18 protein-coding genes are annotated in these 26,547 nt (G+C 65.1%); 13 read left to right on the forward strand and 5 right to left on the reverse strand.

All coding sequences use genetic code 11. The annotated features are described in order from the left end of the window. The first annotated feature begins 182 nt into the window (after window positions 1–182). The 3 genes from ACQ5DX_RS11495 (at window position 183) to ACQ5DX_RS11505 (ending at window position 5,744) form a co-directional block, all read left to right on the forward strand. Window positions 183–605 carry a hypothetical protein gene (locus tag ACQ5DX_RS11495; RefSeq protein ID WP_430332736.1) on the forward strand — a complete coding sequence of 141 codons (423 nt, stop codon included), beginning with the start codon at window positions 183–185 and terminating at the stop codon, window positions 603–605. 6 nt (window positions 606–611) lie between these two features. Beyond that, window positions 612–5,393 (forward strand): hypothetical protein, encoded by a 4,782-nt coding sequence (locus ACQ5DX_RS11500; RefSeq protein ID WP_430332737.1) that lies wholly within the window; start codon window positions 612–614, stop codon window positions 5,391–5,393. Window positions 5,394–5,531: 138 nt separating this feature from the next. Beyond that, complete coding sequence (locus ACQ5DX_RS11505) at window positions 5,532–5,744, forward strand: hypothetical protein (RefSeq protein WP_430332738.1); 213 nt, start codon at window positions 5,532–5,534, stop codon at window positions 5,742–5,744. A gap of 37 nt (window positions 5,745–5,781) precedes the next feature. Here the strand turns inward: ACQ5DX_RS11505 and ACQ5DX_RS11510 are convergent, their stop codons facing one another. After that, the gene (locus ACQ5DX_RS11510) at window positions 5,782–6,117 is read right to left on the reverse strand and encodes a hypothetical protein (RefSeq protein WP_430332739.1); all 336 of its coding nucleotides are present in this window, start codon (window positions 6,115–6,117) and stop codon (window positions 5,782–5,784) included. A 571-nt stretch (window positions 6,118–6,688) separates the two neighbouring features. On the opposite strand from ACQ5DX_RS11510, the gene ACQ5DX_RS11515 reads away from it, so the two are divergent. The 6 genes from ACQ5DX_RS11515 (at window position 6,689) to ACQ5DX_RS11540 (ending at window position 15,729) form a co-directional block, all read left to right on the forward strand. Further along, a complete protein-coding gene (locus tag ACQ5DX_RS11515; protein WP_430332740.1) occupies window positions 6,689–11,683 on the forward strand; it encodes a DEAD/DEAH box helicase in 4,995 nt (1,664 codons plus the stop codon). Window positions 11,684–11,694: 11 nt separating this feature from the next. Then, window positions 11,695–12,411: a hypothetical protein gene (locus ACQ5DX_RS11520; RefSeq protein WP_430332741.1), complete on the forward strand. Its 717-nt coding sequence runs from the start codon at window positions 11,695–11,697 to the stop codon at window positions 12,409–12,411. Window positions 12,412–12,603: 192 nt separating this feature from the next. Continuing rightward, window positions 12,604–13,188, forward strand: a complete 585-nt coding sequence (locus ACQ5DX_RS11525; RefSeq protein WP_430332742.1) for a recombinase family protein — start codon at window positions 12,604–12,606, stop codon at window positions 13,186–13,188. A 538-nt stretch (window positions 13,189–13,726) separates the two neighbouring features. Continuing rightward, window positions 13,727–14,233 carry a hypothetical protein gene (locus ACQ5DX_RS11530; protein WP_430332743.1) on the forward strand — a complete coding sequence of 169 codons (507 nt, stop codon included), beginning with the start codon at window positions 13,727–13,729 and terminating at the stop codon, window positions 14,231–14,233. A gap of 988 nt (window positions 14,234–15,221) precedes the next feature. Then, window positions 15,222–15,413: a hypothetical protein gene (locus ACQ5DX_RS11535; RefSeq protein WP_430332744.1), complete on the forward strand. Its 192-nt coding sequence runs from the start codon at window positions 15,222–15,224 to the stop codon at window positions 15,411–15,413. Window positions 15,414–15,444: 31 nt separating this feature from the next. Continuing rightward, window positions 15,445–15,729, forward strand: coding sequence for an XRE family transcriptional regulator (locus tag ACQ5DX_RS11540; protein ID WP_430332745.1), 285 nt, complete (start codon window positions 15,445–15,447; stop codon window positions 15,727–15,729). 378 nt (window positions 15,730–16,107) lie between these two features. Here the strand turns inward: ACQ5DX_RS11540 and ACQ5DX_RS11545 are convergent, their stop codons facing one another. From ACQ5DX_RS11545 to ACQ5DX_RS11555, 3 genes are all read right to left on the reverse strand, one after another. Further along, complete coding sequence (locus tag ACQ5DX_RS11545; RefSeq protein ID WP_430332746.1) at window positions 16,108–18,624, reverse strand: DEAD/DEAH box helicase; 2,517 nt, start codon at window positions 18,622–18,624, stop codon at window positions 16,108–16,110. A gap of 161 nt (window positions 18,625–18,785) precedes the next feature. Next, window positions 18,786–19,580, reverse strand: coding sequence for a hypothetical protein (locus ACQ5DX_RS11550; protein WP_430332747.1), 795 nt, complete (start codon window positions 19,578–19,580; stop codon window positions 18,786–18,788). 545 nt (window positions 19,581–20,125) lie between these two features. Continuing rightward, window positions 20,126–20,941, reverse strand: coding sequence for an alpha/beta fold hydrolase (locus ACQ5DX_RS11555; protein WP_430332748.1), 816 nt, complete (start codon window positions 20,939–20,941; stop codon window positions 20,126–20,128). Window positions 20,942–21,362: 421 nt separating this feature from the next. Here ACQ5DX_RS11555 and ACQ5DX_RS11560 point away from each other — a divergent pair, with 421 nt between their 5' ends. From ACQ5DX_RS11560 to ACQ5DX_RS11575, 4 genes are all read left to right on the forward strand, one after another. Beyond that, complete coding sequence (locus ACQ5DX_RS11560) at window positions 21,363–21,815, forward strand: Zn-ribbon domain-containing OB-fold protein (RefSeq protein ID WP_430332749.1); 453 nt, start codon at window positions 21,363–21,365, stop codon at window positions 21,813–21,815. Further along, the gene (locus tag ACQ5DX_RS11565; RefSeq protein WP_430332750.1) at window positions 21,812–23,008 is read left to right on the forward strand and encodes a lipid-transfer protein; all 1,197 of its coding nucleotides are present in this window, start codon (window positions 21,812–21,814) and stop codon (window positions 23,006–23,008) included. The genes ACQ5DX_RS11560 and ACQ5DX_RS11565 overlap by 4 nt, the downstream gene beginning before the upstream one ends. 100 nt (window positions 23,009–23,108) lie before the next feature. After that, window positions 23,109–23,768 carry a cysteine hydrolase family protein gene (locus ACQ5DX_RS11570; RefSeq protein WP_430332751.1) on the forward strand — a complete coding sequence of 220 codons (660 nt, stop codon included), beginning with the start codon at window positions 23,109–23,111 and terminating at the stop codon, window positions 23,766–23,768. Window positions 23,769–24,213: 445 nt separating this feature from the next. Beyond that, entirely contained in the window at window positions 24,214–24,543 is a 330-nt protein-coding gene (locus tag ACQ5DX_RS11575; protein ID WP_430332752.1) for a transglycosylase family protein, read from the forward strand. A gap of 71 nt (window positions 24,544–24,614) precedes the next feature. On the opposite strand, the gene ACQ5DX_RS11580 is transcribed toward ACQ5DX_RS11575, so the two are convergent. Next, window positions 24,615–26,468 carry an ABC transporter ATP-binding protein/permease gene (locus tag ACQ5DX_RS11580; protein WP_430332753.1) on the reverse strand — a complete coding sequence of 618 codons (1,854 nt, stop codon included), beginning with the start codon at window positions 26,466–26,468 and terminating at the stop codon, window positions 24,615–24,617. Window positions 26,469–26,547 lie beyond the last annotated feature (79 nt).

Consider the following 26,547-nt stretch of genomic DNA (forward strand, 5'->3'; position numbering starts at 1 on the left):
AGCCCGCCGACCGAGGTCGGCGGGCTTTTTCGATCCCCGCGCCCGCGCCCGGGGTTCCCACTCCCACGAACCACGGTCGGCCAGGCGCCGCCGTGCACACCAAACACCGCGGCCAGGCGTCGCGGTGACCCCACCACCTTTCGCATCGTCGCCGCTGCCGACGGCGGCAGAACGGATCACCCATGGCTAAACAGCCCACCACCAGCACCGAGCCCACGACCACCGCCAACGAGCCCACCGAGAAGAAGCTGGGCAAATTCGTGCAGATCGAGCGGGAGGCGATGGCCGACTATGTCCCGCGCGAGCCCTACGTGATCGACGACGTCGAGCCGCCAATCGTGATCACCGAGCCCGTCGAGACGGGCCGGATCGTCGCGATCATCTCGTGCCTGAACCAGGTCGCGGGCGGTGTGCCCGAGGAGCTGGTGTTCGAGCCGATGCTCCGCGCCGTCTGCGGTGACGCCTACGACCGCGTCTGGACCGAACTGCTCGCCGACAAGCACTTCAACGTCACCGGCACGTTCATCGAGGACGTCCGCAAGCACTTCGCCCCCGACTATCGGACCGCAGCCCAGAGCAGCGGCGATGCTTTCGAGGGCGAGTGATGCCCCATGTCTCAGGCGTATGAGGCTGGAACCGCTCGACTAAACCTCTCTCCGTACTGGGGGACCTTCTTCCAGGACGTCGACGCCCGACTGCGGGCGTCGAGGTCCGAGTTGAAGGTCAAGATCGTCCCCGAGGGCGTCCACGAGTTCCGGGCCGGGCTCGAAGCGCAGCTGCGGTCGCTGCGGCCGACGATCAAGGTCGGTGTCGACCTCGACATGGGCGATCTCCAGTCGCGGCTGGAGACGCGGCTGGCGATGATGCGGCCCGAGGTCTCCGTCAAGGCGGACCTCGATACCAGCGCGGCCGAGGTGAAGATGGCGGCGTTCCGCGAGTGGGCGGGCCGCCCGATCCACATCAACGTCGACGTCGACACCTCGCACGGCATCGCCGGGGTCGCGGCGCTGCGCGCGTCCGTGCAGTCGCTGCACGCGATGCTCTCGAACCTGCCGCCGATTCCGCCGATCCCGATTCCCGGCCCGGGCGGTGGTGGCGGCGGCGGCTTCGGTGGCGCCGGGATCGGGGCCGCGTCGGTCGCGATGCGCGGCCTGGGCGCGGCCGCCGGTATCGCCGGTGCCGCGATCAAGGGCATCACGCTGCTGTCGCTGGTGCCGCTAATCGGTCAGATCACGAAGGCGGCCGGCGCGCTCGCGCTGATCCCCGCTGCAGCCGGCGCGGCCGCGGCGTCGATCAGCGCGATCGTCATCGGCTCGTCCGGCGTCAAGGACGCCTTCGAGAAGGGCTCCGAGGCGGCGAAGAACTCCGCCGAGGAGCAGGAGGCGTCCGCGAAGGCCATCGAGCAGGCCCAGCGTGGCGTTGCAGACGCGCAGAAGGCCGTCGCCCGCACCGCTGAGCAGGGCGCGGACGCGGTCTCCCGCGCCGAGCGCGGCGTCGCCGATACGCAGAAGGCGTCGCAGCGCGCGCAGGAGGATCTGACCCGGGCCCGCAAGGACGCCCAGGCGCAGATCGAGGATCTGAATCTGGCGCTGAAGGCGGCGTCGCTCAGCGAGGAAGACGCCGAGCTGTCGCTGCGTGAGGCCGCGAAGCGGATGCGTGAGGTCCAGATCGACCCGCGTGCCGGCCGGGACGAGCGGGACCGCGCGAATCTGTCCTACCGGCAGGCGATCCAGCGGCTCGCCGAAGTGCGGGCCCGCAACGGTGACCTGCAGCGCGAAGCCGAGCAAGCGAACCAGGCTGGTGTCGAGGGCGCCGAGAACGTCGTCGCCGCCAAGGAGCGGATCGCGGAGGCCGACCAGGCCGCCCAGGACGCGCAGAAGGAGCTCGCCCGCACCCAGCGCGACGCCGCCGAGGCCAACGCCGAGGCGCTGCAGCGGGTCGCCGATGCGCAGGAAGCGCTCGCCGAGGCGCAGTCGTCGGCCGGAAAGTCCCTCGACGAGTACAACAAGGCGCTGGAGAACCTGTCGCCGGCTGCGCGCGAGTTCGTTGAGATGGTCCGCGGGCTGTCCGGCGAGTGGAAGTCCTTGCGCCTCGAGGTGCAGGAGAGCCTGTTCTCCGGGCTCGGCGCCGAGGTCGTCAACCTGTCGGAGAACCTGCTGCCGACGTTCAAGACCGGGCTGTCGGGGATCGCGACCGAGATCAACGGCGGGCTCAAGACCGCGCTGCAGGATCTGGGATCGGAGTCCTCGAAGCTCGACTGGACGAAGATCCTCGAGAACACCCGTCTGTCGATCAAGCCGCTGATGGGCGGCCTGTCCGAGCTGCTGGGCGCCTTCCAGGACATCGCGGCGGTCGGGTCGGAGTTCCTACCCGGGATCTCGACCACGTTCGAGGAAACGATGAAGGGGTTCCACGAGTGGACCGGCTCGGAAGAGGGCCAGAACTCGATCCGCCGATTCCTGGAGACCTCGCTCGAGAAACTGCGCGAGGTCAAGGGTCTGATCGTCGCCGCGGGCGACGCGATTGCCGGAATCTTCCGGACCTCGGACGACGCCGGCAAGTCGATGGTCCAGTCGATGACGGACTCCCTCAATAGCTTCGCCGAGTGGATGAAGACCGCCGACGGCGACGCGAAGATGAAGCAGTTCTGGGACGACGTCCGCAAGTCCGCGGAGACCCTGCTGAAACTGGCCGAGAAGACCCTCGAAGTCCTGTCGAAATTCGACAAGGTCGCCTCCGTCTTCGGTCTCGGCAGCAGCGATGATCCGATGGCTCCCGGCCCTGCCGGGGCCCCTGGTGTCAACAACACCAAGGGCGGCAGGGGGCGGTGGGATGCGTTCAAGGACCTAGTCGGTGACATCCTCCTCGGAGACCAGAGTGAACCCGAGCCCGGTCAGGATGACGGCTTCAAGCTGCCAGGACAGCGGACTGTCGACGGCTGGGGTCGGTCGATCAACCGGTGGCTGCGCAACGACAACGACGAGGGCTTCATGCGGTCCCTGCGGACCGCGTTCGGCACCATGGACGATCCGCGGCAGGCCGAGATCGACGCCCGCAACGGGAAGAACGCGCGGGACAAGCAGCTCGAGGAGATCAAGCGGAAGTCCGATGCCGGCGAAGAACTCTCGGCCGAGGAGAGCAAGATCCTCCTCGAGAGCACGCAGGGCGGTGGACGTGGCCGCAGCATCGTCCGCGGCCCCAAATCCGGCGGCACCGACGGCGGCGCCGGGGGCGGCCTGTCGCTGTTCGATCCGGATAGCTGGCGTGAGAGCTGGGACGGGCTGACCGAGTCCGTCCGCGACGGCTGGGGCCGGCACATCCAGCCGGCTCTCTCCGGGCTCACGGCGAGGGCCGGGGAGATCGGCGGCTCGTTCCTGACGAACGTGAAGAACACCGCGACCGGTGCCTGGGACGGGCTGACGTCCGGGGTGCAGGACGGCTGGAACACCCAAATCATGCCGGCGTGGCAGGCGCTGCGGACCGATGGTCTCGGTGGTCTCGCCGACCACTTCACCTCGAAGATCACCAACGGCGCGGTCACCTCGTGGCAGGATCTGCCCGGCAAGATCGGCGAGGGCGTCGGCAAGATCGTCACCGAGCACTTCCCGGGACTGAAGACCGGAATCGACAAGGTCAGCGAGTTCTTCGCCGGCCTGCGAGACGGCATCCGCCGGATCTGGAACGACATCCTTTCCGACGTCGGCGGCGCCGTGAACGGGATCATCGACCTCATCAACTGGGGTGTCGGTGGCCTGTGGAGCAAGGTCGACGGGTTCCTCGGCGGCAAGCTGCCGGACTGGCACGACATCGCGCACGTCTCCTGGGGCGGGAACGCCGGAAAGGGCGAAGGCCCGAAGAAGACGGTCCCGGGCATGGAGACGGGTGGCTTCGTGCCGCTCGAGCCGGGCACCCAGTGGGGCAAGGACGGCGTGCTGCGTGTCCTGGCGCCGGGCGAGTTCGTGTTCTCCAAGCCCGCGGTCGACGCCGCCGGCGTGGAGAACCTGTCCGCGTTCAACGCCGCGGCACGCGGCGGCAGCCGGCCATCCACCGAGGGCATGTTCGCGATGGAGTCCGGCGGCCGCGTCACCCGGGACGATCCCGCATGGGACGCGATCCGGCGCGGCCACGACTTCGTGAAGGCACAGGACGGCAAGCCGTACCAGTGGGCAGGCCCCCGGTTCGTCGGGGACTCGTTCGACTGCACCGGCCTGGTCATGGCCGCTGCGGCGACGATCCTGGGCCAGAACCCGTGGCAGCGTTACGGCTACACGGGCTCGTTCAGGGGTGGTCAGCCCGGCCCACTCGGGTTCCAGCCGGGCAAGGGTGCAGGTCTGACGATCGGCATCTTCGACGATCCGGGTGGCGACGGCGGCGGTCACGCGGCCGGCACGCTCTCGGGTGTCGAGGGTCTGCCTGACGTGAACATTGAGTCGTCGGGCGGTGAGGGCGTCCGCTACGGCCGTGGTGCTCGTGGCGCTTCGAACTCGATGTTCCCGTGGCAGTTCCACCTGCCGATCGTCGATGGCGCGTTCGTCGACCCGGGCCCCGGCGGCGCGGGTGGCGGGCCGACCCGCGATGAGCAGACCTCGCTGGTCGGGCGGTTCATCGACGGGCTGCTGAACCCGATCCGCGACAAGATCCGCGAGGTCATCGGCGCGCCGCCTCCGGAGTTGAAGGCGGTCCCACCTGCCCTGTTCGACAAGATGATCGACCCGGTCAAGGACTTCATCGTCGAGAAGACCAAGGCGCTCGACGTCGTCGTGCAGGGTGTCGCCGACCTCAAGGACGCGATCCTCTCGCCGGTGAAGTCGCTGGGGAACTTCCTGTTCCACCGCGACACCGGCGGCAGCCTGCCGCCCGGCTACAACCTGGTGCTCAACGAGACCGGGAAGGACGAGTATGTCCTGAACCCGGAGCAGTGGGATCTGATCGGGCAGCTCGGTGATACGGCTCGCAAGTTCGGGCCGTTCCTGGCTGCGTTCCTCGGGACCGAGTACGTCCCGCCGTCGGCGGAGGTCGCCACGTACGCCGACTACCAGGCATATCTCGCCGGGAAGGCCTCTGGGACCAATGGTTCGGGTGGCCCGCTGCCGGCCGAGGCGCAGGCAACGTATGACCAGTACGGCGATCCGACGTCTGCTGCGATGCCCGCGTTACTCGCGACGTCGCCGCAGATGCAGGCGCTGGACCTGGTCGATGCGTACGCGGTGAAGGGGCAGGACTGGTTGAAGCAGACGCAGGTCGATCTGATCGACGACCTGTTCTCGCCGCTCGGGATGTCGAGCGTCCAGGTGGGAACCATTGTGACGCAGGACGTTCCGGCAGCCATGACCCGTCTGCAGCGGATCGCCGACATGCACGCCCGCGGATACAACCGCACAACAGGCCGCTGACCACTCGATCGTGCGAGAAGGCCCGCCCCGCCCAGATATCCTGTGCGGGGCGGGCCTTGAGGTCTTCAGACAGGGCCCAGCGTCGACGACCCACCAGGAGGTCAACACGTGCGGTGGAACCGCAAGAGAGGAATCCGGTTGCCTCTCAAGACCACGCCGATGACGGTGGAGGTACCCGACGACGCCATCGAGCTACTCGCCGAGATGGCCGACGAGCAGGCCTCGACCATGACGGCCACTCTCGCCCGCTCCATCCGCATAACCTTGTTCATCGAGAGGGCCCGCAAACGGGGCGCAACAGTGATCCTGCAGGAAGTGGACGGCACCCGGCGCCAGGTCGTCTTTACGTGACCGACGCTGACCCGCTAGTGCGAACAACTGGAAACCGCTACACGATCCGTTCAATGATGTTCACCGTCACCTGCGGGACGGTCATCTGACCACCGAGGGCCGTGTCGTACGTAATCGAACCGTCGACGACGACGAACATTTTCACGATGTCGTCCTGCACGATGTCGGCGACCGTCGCAGCATCGCGCGCATGAACGACGGTGTTCTGGCTGTAGCCCCATGAACTGTCCTGAACAGTGGCCGCGGTGTTAGCCCGGAAGTTCGTCTTCCCGGTTGCGGCATCGAACTGAGTGACCTTCCCGTACAAGATGACCTTGCGATCTTTCCCCGCGTCGGGGTCCTTCACCAGCAAGGCGAGGTCACGGTCGCTCAACTCGCTGTACGTCGCCGGGTCGAGCCGGGCCGGATCAGCCGGGGCTGACGAGGTCCTCGACGAACTCGGAGACGGCGGGCTGTCCCCGCTTGCACCGAACGCGGCCGTGCACGCCACCATCAGGAAGAAGACAGCGGCCACGCCTCCGATGATCTTCGGCCACTTCGCCTTCTTCTTCGGCGGCGGGTACCCGTAACCAGGAGGGTTCCCGCCCGCCGGCGGCTGCGAGTAACCGGGCTGAGGTGAAACGCCATGGCTATTAGGCTGCGCGCCGTAGGGCGGATAGGGAGGCGGAGGAGGAGGCTGAGACATCGGTGTGGGTGTCCATACAGTAAAACCGGCAAGTCGGTTCGTATCTCTAGCACACCGTGTATGCCCGGTTCACGAAGTTGACCAGCTCGAGTCGCTGAACGGCGCCAGCTCAGAACCCAGCAAGTTATCGATGCCATTGCCCCCACAGGCCGACGCACACCGCATAGCTGGGGTTCGGTGCACCGACGGGTAACCTCAGCGCGCGATCAATTTCCGACGTGCCGACGACGACTCGGAACGCTGACGGGCAGGAGCAGGGGTGGCAACTTCCATTCACGAGGTGATCGAGGCCTTCAGGAAGGCACCCAGCAACTCCGAACGTGGTACCAAGTTCGAGCAGTTGATGGTCCGCTACTTCGAGCTGGATCCGATGCTCTCGCAGCAGTATGACGCGGTGTGGCGGTGGATGGACTGGCCAGGTCGGGACGGCAAGCCGGACACTGGGATTGACCTGGTGGCTCGGGAGCGGGATACCGGGGCGTTCACGGCGATTCAGTGCAAGTTCTACGAACCCACTCACACCCTCGCGAAGAGTGATATCGACTCGTTCTTCACCGCGTCGGGGAAGAAGCCGTTCACGAACCGGGTGATCATCTCCACCACGGACCGGTGGGGGAAGAACGCCGAGGACGCGCTAGATGGGCAGAACGTGCCGGTGCAGCGGATCGGGTTGGCGGAGATCGCCGAGTCCCCGATCGACTGGGACATCGCATGGCCCCACGGTGAGCTACAGGTCACGCTGTCGGAGGCGAAGCGTCATGATCCGCGCCTACACCAGCAGGCCGCGATTGATGCGGTGTTCGCAGGCTTCGAGGCCGGCAACGACCGCGGCAAGCTGATCATGGCCTGTGGCACGGGTAAGACCTTCACCGCACTGAAGATCGCGGAGCGCACCGCCGACGAGAACAAGGGCAGTGCCCGGATCCTGTTCGCGGTCCCGTCAATCTCGCTGCTCTCACAGACTCTGCGGGAGTGGACCGCGCAGACCCAGCTGGATCTGCGTGCGTTCGCGGTGTGCTCAGACACCAAGGTCTCCCGCGCCGCGGAGGACATGGGCATCCATGATGTCGCGATCCCGGTTACGACCGATCCGGCCACCCTCGCGGCAGAGATGGGCCATCGCAAGCGGGCCAAGGGCCTGACCGTGGTGTTCACGACCTACCAGTCTCTGCCGGTGGTCGCGAAGGCGCAGCAGCAGGGTGTCGACCCATTCGACCTGGTGATCTGTGATGAGGCACACCGCACGACCGGTGTCACCCTCGCTGGCGAGGACGAGTCGAACTTCGTGAAAGTCCACGACGCCGAGTTCCTGAAGGCCGAGTGTCGGCTGTACATGACGGCGACACCACGCCTGTTCGACGACAAGGTCAAGGACCAGGCCGCCGAACACTCGGCCGAGCTCTGCTCGATGGACGACGAAACCGTCTACGGCCCCGAGTTCCACCGCCTCTCGTTCGGCGACGCGGTCGAACGCGGGCTGCTCACAGACTACAAGGTCATCGTGCTGACGGTCGACGACAAGCTAATTGCTAAGCCGATGCAGCAGCAGCTCGCTGGCGAATTCAGCACTCTGCAGCTCGATGATGCGTCGAAAATCGTCGGCTGCTGGAACGGCCTCGCCAAGCGTGCCGGGAAGACACCGGACGGGGCCGGGTTCGCGCCCGGGGAGCCGCCCATGCGGCGGGCGGTGGTGTTCGCCAAGGACATCGCCGCCTCCAAGCAGGTCGCGGAGGTCTTCCCGTCCGTGGTGGATGCGTATCGGGACCTGCTCGAGGAGAACGAAAACGACGGGCACGCGGTGTCGTCGACGAATCGTGATCTGGCGTGCTCGGTGCATCACGTGGACGGCACGTTCAACGCCCTGCAACGCAACGCCGAACTGTCGTGGTTGAAGGCCCCGGTGCCGGAGGGAGAGTGCCGGATCCTGACCAACGCCCGCTGCCTGTCCGAGGGCGTGGACGTGCCCGCCCTGGACGCGGTGATGTTCCTCAACCCCCGCAACTCCGTCGTGGATGTGGTGCAGTCGGTGGGGCGGGTGATGCGTAAGGCCGAGGGCAAGGATTACGGCTACATCATTTTGCCCGTCGCCGTCCCCGCCGGCGTGAGCCCGTCGCAGGCACTCTCGGACAACCGCCGGTTCAAGGTGGTCTGGCAGGTCCTCAACGCGCTGCGCGCGCACGACGACCGGTTCAACGCGATGGTCAACTCCATCGCCCTCAACGCCGCCTCCGACACCAAGACCGGTAAGGGTTCGGATCGGTTGATGGGCGATCACATCGGCCCGGTCACCGATAGCAGCGAATCCGTTGGCGGCACCGGCTCTTCCACCGATGTCGCCAGCACCAGCACTGCCGATGCTTCCGGTTCCGTCGCCGATGGTGGCACCGATGGTGGCCAGATGGCGACCCAGATGGCGTTGTTCTCGCTGTCGGAGTGGCAGGAAGCGATCGTCGCGAAAATCGTCGACAAGGTCGGCACCCGTGCCTACTGGGAGGACTGGGCCGCCGACGTCGCGGACATCGCGGCCGCCCAGATCACTCGCATCCGTGCCCTCCTCGACGGAGCAGACGCCGAGGTCGCGACGGCGTTCGAACGGTTCCTGCAGGGTTTGCGGGACAACCTGAACGACTCGATCAGCCACGATGACGCGATCAGCATGCTCTCGCAGCATCTGATCACCAAGCCGGTGTTCGATGCCCTGTTCGCAGACCACGACTTCGCCTCCCACAACCCGGTCTCCCTCGTCATGCAGACCATGGTCGACACGCTCGGGGACTCCGGCCTCGAGGCCGAAACCGCGAAGCTGGAAGGCTTCTACGATTCGGTGCGGGTGCGGGCTGCGGAGGTGACTACCGCGGACGGCAAGCAGCAGGTGATCGCGGACCTGTACGAGAAGTTCTTCCGCATCGGCTTCCGCAAGCAGTCGGAAGCCCTGGGCATCGTCTACACCCCCGTCGAGGTCGTCGACTTCATCCTCCGCGCCGCCGACCAGGCCTCGCGGGATGCGTTCGGTCGCGGCTTGACCGACGAAGGCGTCCACATCCTGGATCCGTTCACCGGCACCGGCACGTTCATGACTCGCCTGCTGCAGTCCGGACTCATCGACCCGGAAGATCTGGCGCGCAAGTACGCGAACGAGTTGCACGCCAACGAGATCATGCTCCTCGCCTACTACATCGCGGCGGTGAACATCGAGTCCACCTACCATGCCCTTCTCGGAAAAGAGGCTGCAGCAGAGTACAGCCCGTTCGAGGGCATCGTCCTCGCCGACACGTTCCAGATCACCGAGGACGGCGACAGCCTGGACGCGGTGATGTTCCCGCAGAACAACGACCGCATCGTTCGCCAGAACGCCACCCCGATCAATGTCGTGGTGGGCAACCCTCCGTACTCGGTGGGACAGGCATCCGCGAACGATCTGAACGCGAACATCGCCTACCCGACTCTGGACGGCAGGATCGCCGACACGTATGCCAAACGGTCGACCGGCACGAACAAAAACAGCCTCTACGACTCCTACCTGCGCGCGTTCCGGTGGGCGACCGACCGCATCGGCGATTCGGGCGTCGTCGCGTTCGTCTCAAATGGTGGCTGGATCGACGGCAACACCGCCGACGGCATCCGCCTGTCACTGGCCGACGAGTACTCCCGCATCTACGTCTACAACCTGCGGGGCAACCAGCGCACCGCGGGCGAGCTCTCCCGCAAGGAAGGCGGCAAGATCTTCGGCTCCGGCAGCCGCAACACCGTCGCCATCCTCATCGGCGTCAAGAACCCGACCCAAACCGGGCCCTGCGAGATCTTCTACCGCGACATTGGCGACTACTTGAGCCGCGAAGACAAGCTCCGCATCGTTGATGACAGCACCCTCACCAGCATCGACTGGCAGACCATCGCCCCAAACAGCCACGGCGACTGGGCCAACCAGCGCAACGACGAATTCGAGGTATGGCCGACGATTGGCGATAAGAACGCCAAGCCGGGACAGGTCACCGTCTTCTCGAACTTCTCGCGAGGCCTTGAGACTACCCGTGACGCGTGGGTCTACAACTACTCGCGCGCCAACCTGACCGCGAACGTGCGCCGGATGATCGACAACTACAACTCCCAGCACACCCCGTTCGCCGAATACTGCCGCATGAACGGGATCACCCGACCAAATGAAGCTGCCGTCACCGCCTACCTCACCGCGAAACCCCAGGCCGCACAAGCGGATTACATCAAATGGTCTCGAAGCCTGCGCACCCACCTCGCCCGCCGAGCCGAGGTCGCACCCAGGCACGCAGGACACGTTGTCGGCCTCTACCGGCCATTCAGTAAGCAGCACACCTACTTCGACAAGCACCTCAACCACGAGCGGTCGCAGCTCCCGTCGATGTTCCCGACTCCTCACCACGAGAACGTCGGGTTCTACGTCGTAGGTACGGGGTCCGACAAGCCGTTCTCGGTTCTGATGACCAATGCCATCCCGGACCTGTCCTTCTGGGGATCCGGCAGTGGTCAGTTCTTCACCCGCTGGACCTACACCGAGACCGAATCCATCGACGGTGAGCTGGACTTCGCATCTACTGATTCAGCCGACGTCGACGAGTATGGCTACCGGCGGATCGACAACATCACTGACGGAATCCTCGCGCTCTACCGCGCCGCGGTCGGCGACCAGGTGACCAAGGACGAGATCTTCTACTACGTATACGGTCTGCTCCACGCCTCCGACTACCGCGAGAACTACGCGACGGATCTAAAGAAGATGCTCCCGCACATCCCGACTCCGACGTCGCGGGAGCGCTTCGAACAGCTCGCTATCGCTGGCCGCCGGCTCGCCGACCTACACATCGGATACGAGGAGGTCGAGCCGTACGCCCTCGATCTGCAGCTCAAGAAGGGCGCCTCCGCTGAGGACCTTGAGACATGGCGGGTGTCGAAGATGAAGTGGGGCAAGGCGAAGGACCCTGAAACCGGCAAACAGGTCGACGACCGCACCACCATCGTCTACAGCGGCAACATCACCATCGCCGGCATCCCAGAGGGGGCCGAGCGGTACATGCTCGGCTCCCGGTCGGCGTTGGCGTGGATCATCGACCGCTACCAGGTCAAGACCGACAAGGCATCCGGGATCGTCAACGACCCCAACAACTGGCCCGACGAACACGACGACCCCACCTACATCGTCGACCTCATCAAGCGCGTAACCACCGTCGCGGTGGAGACTGTGAAGATCGTCGATGGCTTGGCCGTTTCTGGCAACGGATAACCGTACGATGGGTGGCACAGTCAGCCGCGTCGGCCGCCTGGCTCACCGCCTGGGCAACCGTCGGTTTGGTCGTAGTGGCGATTCTGACGGCGCTGTACGCGCGCCGTCAGCTGAACGAGGCAGCGGAAGCCCGGGAGCAGGCACGGGAGCTGGCCGACGAAGTAGCGCAGCCCTACGTCGTCGCCTTCATGGAGCCAAGCGCAGCGAGCCCTCAACTGATCGATCTTGTCATCCGGAACTTTGGTCAGACCGGCGCAAACAACATTCGGGTGACCTCCTCTCCAAAGCTCCAACAGAGCAGCGAGTCCGGCGCTCCACCGGACGACGTCGTGCTGCCAAAACCTATTCCGTTCTTGGCTCCCGGCCAGGAGTGGCGAGTGTTCTGGGACTCGGGGCTGACGCGCAAGGATTCAGGTCTCCCCGACAGCCATACCGTCGTCGTCACCTACGCAGACTCCCAAGGCCGCAGGTCAAGCTCCGCATCTGTCCTTGACTTTCAAGCTCACGAAGGGCGCTCGTGGGTCGATGTGAAGTCGATTCACGACGTAGCCAAAGCACTAAAAGAAGTCGAGAACCTCCTCAAATCCTTCAAAGAGGGGCCCCGCGGCGGTGTAAACGTCTGGGTGCGCTCGGGTGACGCCAAGGACCAACACACACAGGAGCATCTCGCTCCTTCCGCCGGTCGCCAGGACAAGCTTCGACTTTCCGCGATGAAGCGTGATGGCTAGATGCCGCCTCTGGCCCGACATCGCAGCTGGCAGCGTCTCAGAAACGATGGGTACCTGAGACTTGGCCGGCGGCGCCGGCCGCCCACCGACCTTCCTGGCCAACACACCGGTCGAGGCGTCTCGCAAACCCGTCTCCCAACCCCTAGTCTCACAACACCGCGGTGAACGGGATTGTGAGAGAAGGGGACAGTTATGGCGACGATTGGCTATGCCCGCGTGAGCACGGCGGACCAGAATCCGCAGCTTCAGATCGATGCCCTGGAAGGTGCCGGCGCCGCCCGGATCTTTACCGACCACGGCGTCAGCGGCGCGAAGACCGAGCGGCCGCAGCTCGCGGCTTGCCTTGACCATCTTCGCGAAGGCGACGTCCTTGCCGTCTGGAAGCTGGACCGGCTCGGCCGCGACACCACCCACGTCCTGCAGATCGTGGACAGCCTCCACGAACGTGGCATCGGCTTCCGGTCACTCACGGAAGGACTGACGACCGAGGGTGCGATGGGGCGGGCCATACTCACCGTCATGGCGGCGTTCGCGCAGCTCGAGCGCGACACCATGATCGAGCGGACGCGTGCCGGACTCGCTGCGGCGGCCGCGAACGGACGTCTGGGTGGGCGCAAGCCGAAGTTCGACGCCAGCCACGCCGCTAGGGCGCGGGAGTACCGCGACAAGGGTATGAGTGCGCCCGAGATTGCGAAGCTCCTGGACATGTCCCGAGCCACCGTCTATCGCTTGCTGTCGGAGACAGACCTAGACACTAGACATCAACGCAACAGTTAGACACCACTTCTGGGGGCCCACCATGATCGTGCAGTGTCGCGGTGTGGACGCTTCATGAATCGACAAGGAGCACCATCCCGCCTGGGTCACACGCAAGGGCGTCGTCGGCGTCTGGTGCCGGGATTTACCGATTCTCCTGGCCTCCCCCACGGCGTCGAACTAGCATCGCCTGAGCGCGCACCGCGCGCGAACGACTTCAGGGGAACTGCCAAGAATGCTTGCTCGATCAGCCACGCCCCGACGCGGGCGGACCGTATGGGCGCTTGGCGCCGCTGCTGCAGTGCTCCTCGCCGCGGGTTGTAGCACCGCGCCCGACATCGGCATCACTGAGGCTGCCGCGTCCGCATCGTTGTCCTCGACCATCCTGTCGAGCTCCCCCAGTGCTCCCACGTCGACATCCGAGAACCCGCTCGCGACGCCAACTCGGGCCCCCTCGGCCAATGAGCCCTCTGCGGCCACCTACGCGCAGAATCAGGGCGCTGCAGCCACCGGCGCGCAGACCAAGGACCCTGCGGCGACTTCTCAGGGTTGGACCTGGTTGACGCCAGCCGGCTACGTCCTTGCGGCCTTCATAGCCGGCGGCTTCTTGCTCTACAATAACCGCCGCGATCCGTTTGAGGCCCTCAAGACACTGGTAGACATCCACAAGGACCTACCCGATGAGTTGCCCCAGAAGGCCTTGCTTCGAGTCACGATTGCAACCGAGATAGAGCGTCTAACTACGCGCCTCCCGAGGTTCAGTAAGGGTGGAGCCCAGAGCGTCCCCAACGCCGCACCAGAGGACGACCTCGATCTCGTTGCCATCTTTGAGCAGGCACTTGACGAACCGCAAGGTGATCTAGTGACTGACGCTTCAACCGCATCGCCGCCTCAGGAGGCGCAATTGAACCGGGAGCTAGTCGGGGCGTGGAAGCTGACGAAGGAGATCGAGACTGAGCGAAGCCGGCAACTCACCACCCGAATCGCCCTAACGATCGCGATGGTGTTGTCGGCTCTGGCGGCCTTCCTCACGTCGGCTAACTGGGGCTCCATCTGGCCCTTCTAACACGCAGGGCCCGGTCAACTCCGGGCATCCAGGGTGCAGCAGGCCGAATGTGCCCGCGCCCGTCCTGAGCAAGGATGTTTCGCATCACGGGAGGAGTATCGCCGGCTCAAACTCCGCGGCAGTCGGGCACAGCTCCATTCGAATTGGAGTCGGCCGGGTGCGAAGTCCTCGCGAAGGATATCGAACCGGTCGCCCAACGCCGGTGATTCACGCTCCGCGTCGGTCGCGGGATGGCGTTCGTAGTGTGACCTTCGCAAGTTCGCGGCGGGATCCCGCGTCGACCATGCCGATGAGGACTCGTTCGACGACGTCGCTTCGAGGCGAGCTAACCTTATGCAATCTGGCCGCGGCCACCTGAGGGTTGGCGCATCCTTTTGGCGTCGATGCCCGAACGGCGTTAGGACTATCGGGTGCCGACCTGGACACTAGACATCAAAGCAACCGGTAGACAACGCTTTTGACAGGCAACCACGATCGGGCAGTATCGCGGTGTGAACGCTTTGGGGACCGACAACGGACAGCAGCCCGCCGGGGCAGCACCCGGGGATGTCGTATCAGCGTCCGGTGCCGCACGACTGCTCAAGGTGGGTCGCTCCACGATCCAGCGCAGACTCGCGGACGGGAGCCTCCCATCAGCGGTGAAGGGCGCCGACGGCTGGGAGATCCCTGTCGAGGAACTGAGGGCCGCAAAGATCGGGCCCGGCACTGATCGAGCCGGCCCCGTTGCTGCCAGCGAGCTTTCCGGACTGCTCACTCCGTCAAATTGCCGAGCGGTCCGTGACCCGCACCTACTGGCTCACGAACTTCGAGCGGCACGGTTGGAAGCCGAAGTCGAGTCGGTACGCCGAGCGGCCGCCGAACAGCTTGCCACCGAGCGAGAGCGGCATATCGAGCACCTTCGTTCAGTGATCAATGCACTCCTTGTGCACCGCCAGCCGGCCAGTGGAGGTTGGTGATGGGCTGCCCGTGCTGCTCCGACGTGTTCCAGGTGACCGTGAACATCCCGAACGAGGACGTCGCCAAGCTGACCAAGATTGCGAAGCGTCACCGCTCGAACCGCACCTCCGCACTGGTCCGCGCAATCCGCATCGCCTCCTACATCGACGACCAGATGGCCGACGAAGCCCGCGTCGTCATCGTCGACAAGGACGGCAAGGAACACGAGGTCGAGTTCTGCTGAGCAAGCTATGCCGGACCACTACGGTGATCGTGTGGCCGAAGATGCCGAGATTCCTACGAGCGTGCGCGAGGACATCTCCGCCAGCACAGTTGAGACCGAACTACTGCGCCTGCGCGCCGCCGCGATGGCAACCCTCCGGGCCCACATCAACGAACGAGGTTGGGACGACGCCGAGAGCGCACGACGGCTCGGTTTCACCCTCAGGTCGTTTCGGGAGCTCCAGCGCGGCCACCTGCACGCCTTCAACCTTGAGGAACTAGTTCGCGCCGGAGCGACGGCCGGACTGCACGTCCATCTCGACGTACGCCCCAGCTGAAGCCCAGCAAGCTCCTGCGCTGGGCGTTTTGTGTCCCCAAAACGTGGTCCGGCCATTGTCCGGTGACAGGACGATCGGAAAGGCTCTGCTCGCCTCGTACGTCCAGTCGCCTTAACCCTCACCCGAGGCAACATCCGGGGAAAGAGCCTGGAACCAAAACGGATGACACATCGTCCTAATAAGTGTCGGGACTCTCCAGCTTCTACCCCGACGACGGGCCCGCACCGCGGGATCGCGGTGCGGGCCGGCCTGCCCAGACTTCACGGAGCTTCTCCGAGTTCTCTGTGTACGGGCGGAGCCTGAGGACAGGCTGCCGCACCGCTGAACTCAGTTGTGTCCCCTCCTGCTCGAGTAGGCCTTTCGTCGGCGATCAGAGTTCTAGGTTCTTCTCTTCGGAACTTCGGAGTACGTAGTGAACAGCGTGCCTGCTGTCAGCTTCCCAGCGACAAGCTGCTTACTAACGGCCTGTTCGTCGCCCCAGCTGCCCATACCGTCAGCAAGGGCAACCGCGAAGTTGACCACCGCAAGCTTTAGTGCTTCCAGTTTCGAAGGTGTGACCACCCGCATGCCATCCACCAGTATCCCTTGATCATGCGGTACGCGGCTGGGGTGAACCATTACGGGCAAGCTCTCGACGCCAGCAGTGTGCTCCTGGTCCCAACGAACGCTTCCCCCGAGCTGGTCGAGGTCCTTCTTCGCGATCGTCTCGGTAGTTGCCCCCGTCTTCAGCTCGATCACAGCGTGGCGCTTGTCGCTCAGGACCCAGTGATTGTCAGGCCCAGTGCCATAGACCTTCTCGGGCCTGGTGCTATCGAAACCGAGATGGTCGCCGAGCCGCATCCAGGCATGTTCGGCCTCATCGGTTCGTTCCTCATCCCACTGAATCGAATCTACGAGGGACTTCACACCCAGCACCAGCGACATACCGTCGCCATACGTCTCTTTGAGGTAGGCCGCAGCACCACGCGCCTGGACGACCACGGGCTTCTTTGCCGCGAAGGAGACACCTGCGATCGGACGAAGAACGTACGGATTCAGTTGAACAGCCGCTGCAAGCTGGATCTGCGCCGCAGCCTTGTCGATGAAGTGGAGATAGGTCGCCTTCTGCTCCGTCAGCCAGCCGCGCAGCTCTTGGTCATTGGTTGCATTGATGGAGTCCTGAATCGCCCGGGCAGCTTCGCTGAACTGTCCTGCTGCGGCGAGACCGAAGGCCTCCCTCCCTGCAATGGCCTCTTTCCGGACAACCCCAGCCTCGTCGTACCGGACCTCAGCGACTGCCCGCCGGCTGCGCTCCACCCAGTTTGGGTCGCGATTGAGACACAGCGCGACGACCTCACGCACCGCGTCCAGCCCCTTGTCCCTGATCTGGGTCGCCACGTCACGACTCAATTGAAGCTGCGCCCGGGTGGCCGGCGAGAAGAGGGCAAGCGAATTCGCATCGTATGTGGCTGCGGCCAGATCTGCACCGAGCAGCAGCACAGCGCAGTAGTCGTCGCTGTCGCGGACGCCACGACCCATGCCCTGCTCAATTCGCTGCATATCGCGGGTTCTGCGCACGCGGCTACCGCTGAGCGCCACGGCTTCCCGCCGCTCAACAGCGTCCATTGGCTGCGGTATTCCGTCGAGGATCAACAACTGACAGGCGGCGCGAGGTAGGTCGACGCCGTCGTACTTGTTGACAAGGACTACGAGGCCCACGTGACCAGCTTTTAGGTCTTTGACTCCCTCTTCAAGATCGCCGACACGAAGAGTCTTGTCCGCGAAGGGCGCCCACACCTTTGCAGCCTTGTTGCTTGGAACAAGAACAACGACGTTGATCGGCGGCGCCTCAACCACGCCATCGCCGTCACGGTCTCCGACGGAGAACTGTTTCGCGAGTGTCCGAACAGCACCATCATCGAGGCGAGGGTTTAGCGAGATCGGGGCAAGAATCAACCGGTCGCCGAGATCGGCAGCGCTGCCAGGAGTCACAGGGCGGGCGACAAGGTCTGGGTCCGCGTCGAGGTCGGTAACGAGGACGCTGTCGTCCGACAGCGTCGCCGTCAAGTAGACCCGTCGGCGCGCCTTAGCGAATGACGGGATCTTGGCGATCGGCGGGCACGGTGGTCGAATCTCAATCTGGCGGGGCGTCACAGTCGCTGCACAGACGCTGAGGACATCCGCGATGAGCGGCCAGGTGAACTTGAACTCGTCCTCCAAGCGGTGGGGGTGGAGGATCCGCATAACCTCTGCAATACGATCAGCCCACGACCAGAACGGAATCCGGGCGGTGGCTCCGAACTCCTTCGCTTTGATGTCCTCCCAGACGTTGTGGGACTGTGCACGCAGATCCGACTCAAACAGGTCAAGAAGTTGGCCGTACGCCTGGTGGCCGTCGGGGATACACAGCCGAAACTGGCCTTCAGTAACCGAAAGCGCAGCATGAGCGTCGTCAACAATGACGATTCCGAGGTCAAGCGGCTCCCGATCACCGCCGACAACACCGAAGACAGACTTGCCGTTGACCAGACGCTGGAACGTCGTCACCAAGATGGACTCTTGGGCTCGGAAGCCGAGGTCATCTGGATCACTCGTGTTCGCGAGACCAAGCCGGTCAGCTTCTTGCCTAACCCGCTCCGCGAGGTAGCTATCAGGCGCGAGATAGACGGCCGGACCGATGCGCTCGTTGAGCGTGCTTTGTGCGATGAGTAGACCTGCGACCGTCTTGCCGCCTCCAGTGTTCTGCTTGATGACGATGTCGCGGTCATCCCGGCGCGGAAACCACTTCTCCAGGACTTCGCCCTGTTCTTGGCGCAGGTACGGCCAAGGCTTGTTCACGATTGCCGCGTAGATGTCGCGCGGCCGCAAGATGGCATCGGTACCGCTTGTACCGACCTGACTCCAGTCTAGGGACATTCTTCCCCTTCATTCGAGGTCCGGATCTCCCCTAGTTGCCGCGGACCATGAAGAGTTGATCATGCACGGAGCGTGCCTACAGGTCCTGCATCGGGTGTTCAAGTCCCGCATGACAGGCGGAGCCATGGACCATGGCCGCACGTGCCTCGGCTACACCTTCATCACGGCCTCAACTCGTATGTGATGCTGTGCGGCCGGCTCGTCCTCCGCACCTGGAAGAGACAATGAGCACGCTCGATGGTCCGAATCGCGGTCCCTACCTGGCCCAAAACCAGCTGGTAGCTCGGCGACACCTCGGCTCGATGTACGGTCGGTCCGACTTGCACTCGGTTGGTCTGCGGAATGAGCCCCACGGTTGCCCACGTTGAGCCATGCGAGAAGCCAGAGCACACCTTCCACGACAGGTAGACCGAACCGCCGTCCCCCGCGAAGTCATCGATCGCCTTCATGACAGACGTGTAGTCCGGAAACTTGCACTTTCGGCGTGGCGAGCCTGAGTCAGTGACCATTTGCTTGATCCCGGGCTCGTGATCGAACGGGTCGCGCAGATCCTCCGGCAGCATTGCCTGAATCGACTTCTTGTTGCTGCAATCGTCGATATGGAGGCCCACGAGACGTTCCAGCCGTGTCTTTCGATCATCTGGCTCCAGCAGCCAAACGGCGGTCGCGGCCGACTCCAGCGCGGCGCGCAGTAGAGCGAACGGGGCGTAGAAGTGCGTCCCGCTAATCACGAGATCACGGACGCCCGCCAGATAGTCGACCGCAACCTTCAACCGTCGGGTCGCGAGAGTGTCAACCCACACGTCGGGGACCTGCGCGCGATCACCTGCGAGATCACTGTCCTGTTCGACGGGATACGGATCATTGCTTTCAATGAGGTCCAGAACCTTGGCTGCTTGGTTCATCCGCTCAATGATCTTCTCGCGCCAGCGAACGTCGTCAGACTCTGCGGTCATCCGTTCATCCTTTCAACACCGACCTGGACCGCCGGCCCCAAGGCCACGCTGACGCGGTTGACGAGTGGCGCCCTGGCAGCGTCGTCTCCAGACGCGCCGACACGCGATCCGGTTCGTGGTCCCAAACGTGGTCCCGCCCTCCAGTCGTCTCAAGTCATCTAGAAGACTCTCAGTGACCATGGCGACGGCACTGAACTGCAGCTCAGGTCACCTACAGTTCCGTCAAGGTACCCAGAATTCAGAACGCCGATGGAAGTTCGAGTCTCACCGAGGGCACCACGAGCGACCGGTCGGCCGATCGCCGATACCCCAGGGCGAGACCACCAAACCGGCGGTCTCGCGTCTCCACCGATCGACATTTCCCAGTCTTGTCATATGCGAACCGCAGTCGCCCAAGAGCTTCCGTCTACCACCCCGCTCCGCACCACCCAGGTCGGCACGCGCCTCCCCTCGCCCCAGCCGCCCCGAACAGTGGGGTGTCGGCGAGGAAGCAGGACCTCGCCGGCATAGCGGCGCGAGCCGAATCGATCCGATCGGTTCGCGCATCACCCCAACTCGGCGAGCGAGTCGAGGATCTCCTTGTAGTGCAGCTGGGCGAAGAAGTGTCCTCCCATGCCGATATTCAAGGTGGACTTGGGAATTCGCCTCGCCAGCTCCGACACCCATTCCTTGGGGACGAGTCGGTCGGAGTCGCCCCACCACACGTCGACCGGGACCTCGAGGTCCTCCGGCGCGAAGCCCCAGGGCCGCGACCACGCGCGGTAGTCCTCGACCACGCCGGACGGGATGCGTAGCCCCTCGCCGGTCATTTCGACCAGTTCGTCGAGGACGTTCTCCACCACCTCGGAGTCGGTCGATCCGACGGAGCGTGCCAACACGCGCGCGAATTGCTTCGGCATGGACCGGGACAGGAGTCCCATGCCCCGAAACCATCCGGAGGCCAGGCTGGGACATCGCCTCGAGATCTGCGTGCACCAGCGGTCCATTGCACCCAACCGGGCGATCGCGCCCTCCTCGGCGAGCGGCAACGCACCCGCGACGATGGCGACGCGACTGGTCCTCGATGCCAGCGCATAGCCGAGGCCGGCGGCGTACTGGCCGCCCATCGACCATCCCAGCACACCTATGCGCTCGACGCCGAGGCGATCGAGTAGTTGTTCGACGTCGTCGGCCCAGTCCAGCACGGTGCGTCCCGGGCTTGGGTCCGAGAGCCCGATCCCGGGTCGGTCCGGGGAGATCAGGCGGACGCCGGCGGCCGCGGCGATCGGGGCCGCCGCCCGGACGTCGAGCCGACACGACAATTCCCCATGGGCATTGACCACGACGAATCCGTCTGCGGGACCGTAGTCGGCGAATCCCATCGACCGACCGTCTCGCAGACTGATCACCCGATCCTCCGGCCTGACAGTCACTCTGGGCACTACGCACCTCCGACGAGTTGCGATCACGATAACGGTCGGTCGCCCGACAGTGACGAACTTCCAATTGTTCGGCTGGCGTGTGTCGCCGCAGGACAACGCGTTGACCGGCCGATTCTCGACAGCGGTGTCGCGTATGGTCGTTTGTTCGGATTTCGGATCCTCGCGTGTCTCCCCGGCGAGTCCCACTGGCCGGGCGGAAACCGGCGCCGCGGCGGCCCCCGCCACGCTCCGACGGGCACCCGGTCCGGTGGATGGGATCGCACATCGGGAATCAGTTAACTCATGCCATACTGCAACCCGTTCCATTGCCGGTCACCACACGCGACCGGCCGATCAGGCTCGACAAGCAGATGAGGTTTGCATGAGCGACACCGCCACACCGGCCGTCGAGGGCTGGTTCACCACCGGGCCGGAGCCGGCCCTGATCGGCACCAAGTGCCGGTCCTGCGGAAACATCGCGTTCCCGCGGGAAGCCACCTTCTGCAAGAACCCGGCCTGCTCCGGTGAGGAGTTCGACGACGTCGAGCTGTCGCGCCACGGCAAGGTGTGGTCGTACACCGACGCTCAGTACAAGCCGCCGGCCCCGTACATCTCGAACACCGATCCGTACGTGCCGTTCGCGTTGGCCGCGGTCGAGCTGCCCGAGGGACTCGTCGTGCTCGGCCAGGTCGCGGACGGCTACGGCGTCGCGGACCTCAAGGTCGGCAACGATGTCGAACTCGTCGTCGAGACCCTCTACACCGACGAGACCGGAGACCGCAGCATCTGGCGCTGGAAGCCGGTCGCGGCAGCAGAGAGCGGGGCACAGGCATGAGCGCGAACAATGATGTGGCCGTCCTCGGCGTCGGCATGCATGCCTGGGGCAAGTGGGGACACTCGTTCGTCAAGTACGGCGTCGCCGCCGCGCGCGCCGCGCTGGCCGACTCCGGCGTCGACTGGAAGGACGTCGACCTGATCGTCGGCGGCGAGACCGTCCGCAACGGTTACGGCGGATACGTCGCCGGCGCGACCTTCGCCCAGGCCCTCGGCTGGAACGGTGCCCGCGTCGCGACGTCGTACGCGGCGTGCGCGACCGGCGCGCAGGCCCTCGACACTGCCCGTGCCCGCATCCTCGCCGGCCTCTCGGACGTCGCGCTCGTCGTCGGCGCCGACACCACGCCGAAGGGCTTCCTGGCCCCGAACGCCGGTGAGCGCTGGGACGATCCCGACTGGCTGCGGTTCCGCCTGATGGGTATGACCAACCCCGCGTACTTCGCGCTCAACGCGCGTCGCCGCATCGATCTGTACGGGGCCACCCCGGAGGACTTCGCCGCGGTCAAGGTCAAGAACGCCAAGCACGGCCTGAACAACCCGAATGCGCGCTACCGCAAGGAGGTCGACGCGGCGGACGTGCTGGCGTCGCCGATGGTGGCAGACCCGCTGCACCTGCTCGACATCTGCGCGACGTCCGACGGCGGTGCCGCGATCATCCTCACGTCGATGGAGTACGCCCGCAAGAAGGGAATCGTGGATCCCGTTCGGATCAAGGCGATCTCGACGGTGACGCCGACGTTCCCGCAGACGATCATGGACATGCCGAACTTCTCCACCGAGTCCGCGTCGGCAGTTCCCGCGCCGGAGCGCACGTTCAAGGAGTCGATCGGCTACGCGGCCTACGAAGAGGCCGGCATCTCCCCCGAGGACGTCGACGTCGCCGAGGTCTACGACCTCGCCACGTCGGTCGAGCTGGACTGGATCGAGGATCTGGGCCTGTGCAAGCGCGGCGAGGCCGAGCACCTGCTGCGCGCGGGTGACACCACCATCGGTGGCCGCATCCCGGTCAACCCGTCCGGCGGTCTGGCCTGCTTCGGCGAGGCTGTTCCCGCTCAGGCGCTGGCCCAGGTCTGCGAGCTCACCTGGCAGCTGCGCGGTCAGGCCGAGGGCCGTCAGGTCGAGGGCGCCCGCGTCGGCATCACCGCCAACCAGGGCCTGTTCGGACACGGCTCGTCGGTGATCGTCTCGGTCTAGGCCGAGCGACCCGGATCTTCACCGCCGAAACGCTCCCCACTCCTCGGAATGGGGAGCGTTTCGCGTATCCGTCGAGTACCCCTGCGGCTAGGTTCGAGTCATGACCGATCAGCGGACCGATCTCGATGACCACGTTCGCCCACACCTGAATTCGTCGGCGCTGCTGGTGATCGACATGCAGAACGACTTCGCCGACGACGGGACCTACCCGGTTACGGGAACGACCCGAATCGCGCCCCGGCTGCGGGAACTCGTCGCCGCGTACCGGCGGGCGGGCCGCCCGATCGTGCACGTCGTGCGCATCTACGACGGCGACGACGTCGATCGCGTGCGCCGGACCGCGATCACCCGCGGCGACGCCCGCCTCGTCCGGCCCGGCACGCCGGGATCCCAGATCATCGCCGGGCTACTGCCGCCCGGTTCGGCGCCACTCGAACCGAACCTGCTGACCGCGGGCGACTTCCAGGTGATCGGTCCACACGAGGCAGTGATGTGGAAGCCACGATGGAGCGCCTTCCACCGCACCGGCCTGGACACGCACCTGGCGGGATCGGAAGTCGACACCGTCGTCGTCGCCGGGTGCAACTTCCCGAACTGCCCACGGGCGACACTGTTCGACGCATCGTCGCGCGACTACCGCCTGGTGCTCGCGACGGACGCCACCTCTGGTCTCACACCGGACCGCCTGGCCGATGCCCGGTCCATCGGAGTTGTGCCGTTCACGGTCGCCGAGATCATGTCCGCCGTCGCCGACAGCTGACGAATCATTCTGTGCCGCTTGGACACCGATGGGTGACTGGCGCCGATTGGGGCATCCGACGAGGACGCACCGATCACGAAGAATCAAGAGTGTTGCACGTCACAGTAACTCGGTGACCCTGATCACAGAATGTACGGCTGTTCAATCTTCGCCGCGGCCCGAATCAACCAAACGACCTGCGCACACGTCGAGATACTGCCGAGAATCCGATACCGACGTGCCAGAAAATCGACGGGTGACGGACTGATCGATCCGTCCTAGCGTCGTGGCCAGCTCGAGTCGACCGAGCACACCGTCCCGCTTCACAACTGTTCTGGCCCAGCGGGACCGGAATCGAAGCCCTTTCAGGGGCACGGCGAGGGAACCAGCTCCGGCTGACCCGACAACCGTCACCAGGTCAGTATCACCGGAGTCCTCGCCATCAACCACGGAGAGGACATCACACATGTCGAAGTTCACCCGCACACGAACCATCGGCACCATCGCGGCCTCTGCAGTACTCGTCACCGCGCCGCTCGCGCTTTCCGCAGCTCCCGCCAACGCCGCCGGCGGCGGCTGGGATGCGGTCGCGCAATGCGAGAGCGGCGGCGACTGGGGCGCCGACACCGGCAACGGCTACTACGGCGGCCTACAGATCAGCGCCGGCACGTGGAACGCGTACGGCGGAAGCGGATTGCCACACAACAACTCCCGCGAATCCCAGATCCAGGTAGCCGAGTCGATACTCGCGAACGAGGGCGCCGGCGCCTGGCCGTCGTGCGGCCAGTACCTCTGACCTCACGGCAAGGCCCTTCGCGCATCCCTTCGCGCGAAGGGCCTTCGGGCCGTTCACCTTCCGGACCGACCTCAGTTGACCGCGACTTCGGAGAGCCGCCACGGACCGTCGCCGAGCAACTCCAGACGGCGGGTGTGATGTTGGTCGACGGTGCTGCGATGGCTGACGCTGAACAGCATGCACTCAGGCACCTCATCGCGGACGAGCCGGTACAGCTGGTACTCGAGCCCCTCGTCGACCGCGGATGTGGCCTCGTCGAGGAAGGCCACCTGCGGCCGGATCAGCAGGATCCTCGCAAAAGCCAATCGCTGCTGTTCACCGGGCGACAGGATCGACGCCCAGTCCTCCTCCTCGTCCAGGCGACGCACCAGGTGACCCAGCGAAACCTTCTGCAGCACGTCCCGGATGACGCTGTCGCCCAGATCCGCCGCGAGCGCCGGATACGCCACCGCGTCACGCAGATCGCCGAGCGGCAGGTACGGGAACTGCGACAGGAAGATCGCCTCCGAACCCATCGGCCGGCGGACCGTCCCGTCCACGTACGGCCACATCTGGGCGAGCGCGCGGAGCAGCGTCGTCTTGCCACTGCCCGAAGCCCCCGCCACCAGCAGGGCCTCGCCGGGTGTCAGGCGCAGATCCAGCTCGTCGACGAGGGGGCGGCCGTCGGGCAGGGTGACGCTCACGGCGCGTAGCTCCATCGCGCCGTCGAGGTGTTCGGTGCGCAACGCCGGCAGCTCCCGCGCCCGGTCGTCGGCGGTGATCAGTCCGTTGAGTCGGATCAGACTCGCCCGGTATCCGGCGAACGTGGCGTACGACTCCCGGAAGAACGACAGCGACTCCGATACCTGACCGAAGGCCTGCGCGCTCTGCGTGATGTCGCCGATCGTGATCGTCCCGGCGAAGAAGCGCGGGGCCTGGATGACGATGGGGAACACCACCGACACCTGACTGACGCCCAGGTTGAAGCCGTTGAACTTCACGGTGCGGAAGACGAGATGCCACGCGTTCGAGATGACGGCGGTGAACCGTCCGAGCAGTCCGCCACGTTCCATCGATTCACCGTTGTAGAACGCGACACTCTCGGCCCGGTCCCGTAGCCGCACCAGCGCATATCGGAAGTTGGCGGTGAATCGCTCCTTGAGGAAATTCAGCCGGATCAGCGGATGCCCGACCCAGAAGGCGATCGCGGTCGCGGTCAGGATGTAGACGTAGACCAGCACCACCATCGCCCGCGGAATTTCCACGCCGAAGAACGTCATCGGGCCGGACAGGTCCCACAGGATCTTCGTGAACGCGACCACCGACGTCACGGCCGTCACCAGCCCCATCGACAACGACTGCGACTCGGTGGTCATGTTCGTGATGTCCGCTTCGATGCGCTGGTCGGGGTTGTCGATGCCCTTGCCGATGAACCGCGCCCGGTAGTACGCGCGACCGCCCATCCAGTCCGACGACACCCGGTCGGTCAGCCACATCCGCCACCGGATCACGAACGCCTGTCCCACGTAATAGTCGAGCATCGACCGGATCACGTGGATCGTCGCGAGCACCGAGAACACGACAATCGAGCGCCAGAACGCCGACTTCGCGTCGTTCAGGACGCCGGCGTCGCCGCCGGAGAAGCCCTGCGCGGCGTACTGCAGGGCGGTGTACATCTCGTTGCCCTGATACGAGATGAGGATCGTCACCCGAACACCCATCACGGTGAGGAACAGCATCACGGCAACCGTCAGCCATACCCGCCAACTCTCCCGTCCCGAGAAGTAGGCGCCCGAGATGGTCCAGAACTGTCGCCCCCACCGGGTGTACCGGGTGAGGAGAATTCCGACGAGTATCAAGCAGACGAACGCGATCGCGAACGCTCGGGACGTCCAGAGCAGACTCGCGACTGCCTCGTGATTCCAGTCGATCGGTTCGTTCCGCATGAGGCTCCCCCATCGACGATGGCGTGCCGTGTCTGGAGAACCAGAATTCTAGCGACCGCGCACGTCGTGGCGGAGCGTC

This window comes from Rhodococcus sp. ACT016, from assembly GCF_050477185.1.
In the GTDB taxonomy this organism is placed as follows: Bacteria; Actinomycetota; Actinomycetes; order Mycobacteriales; family Mycobacteriaceae; genus Prescottella.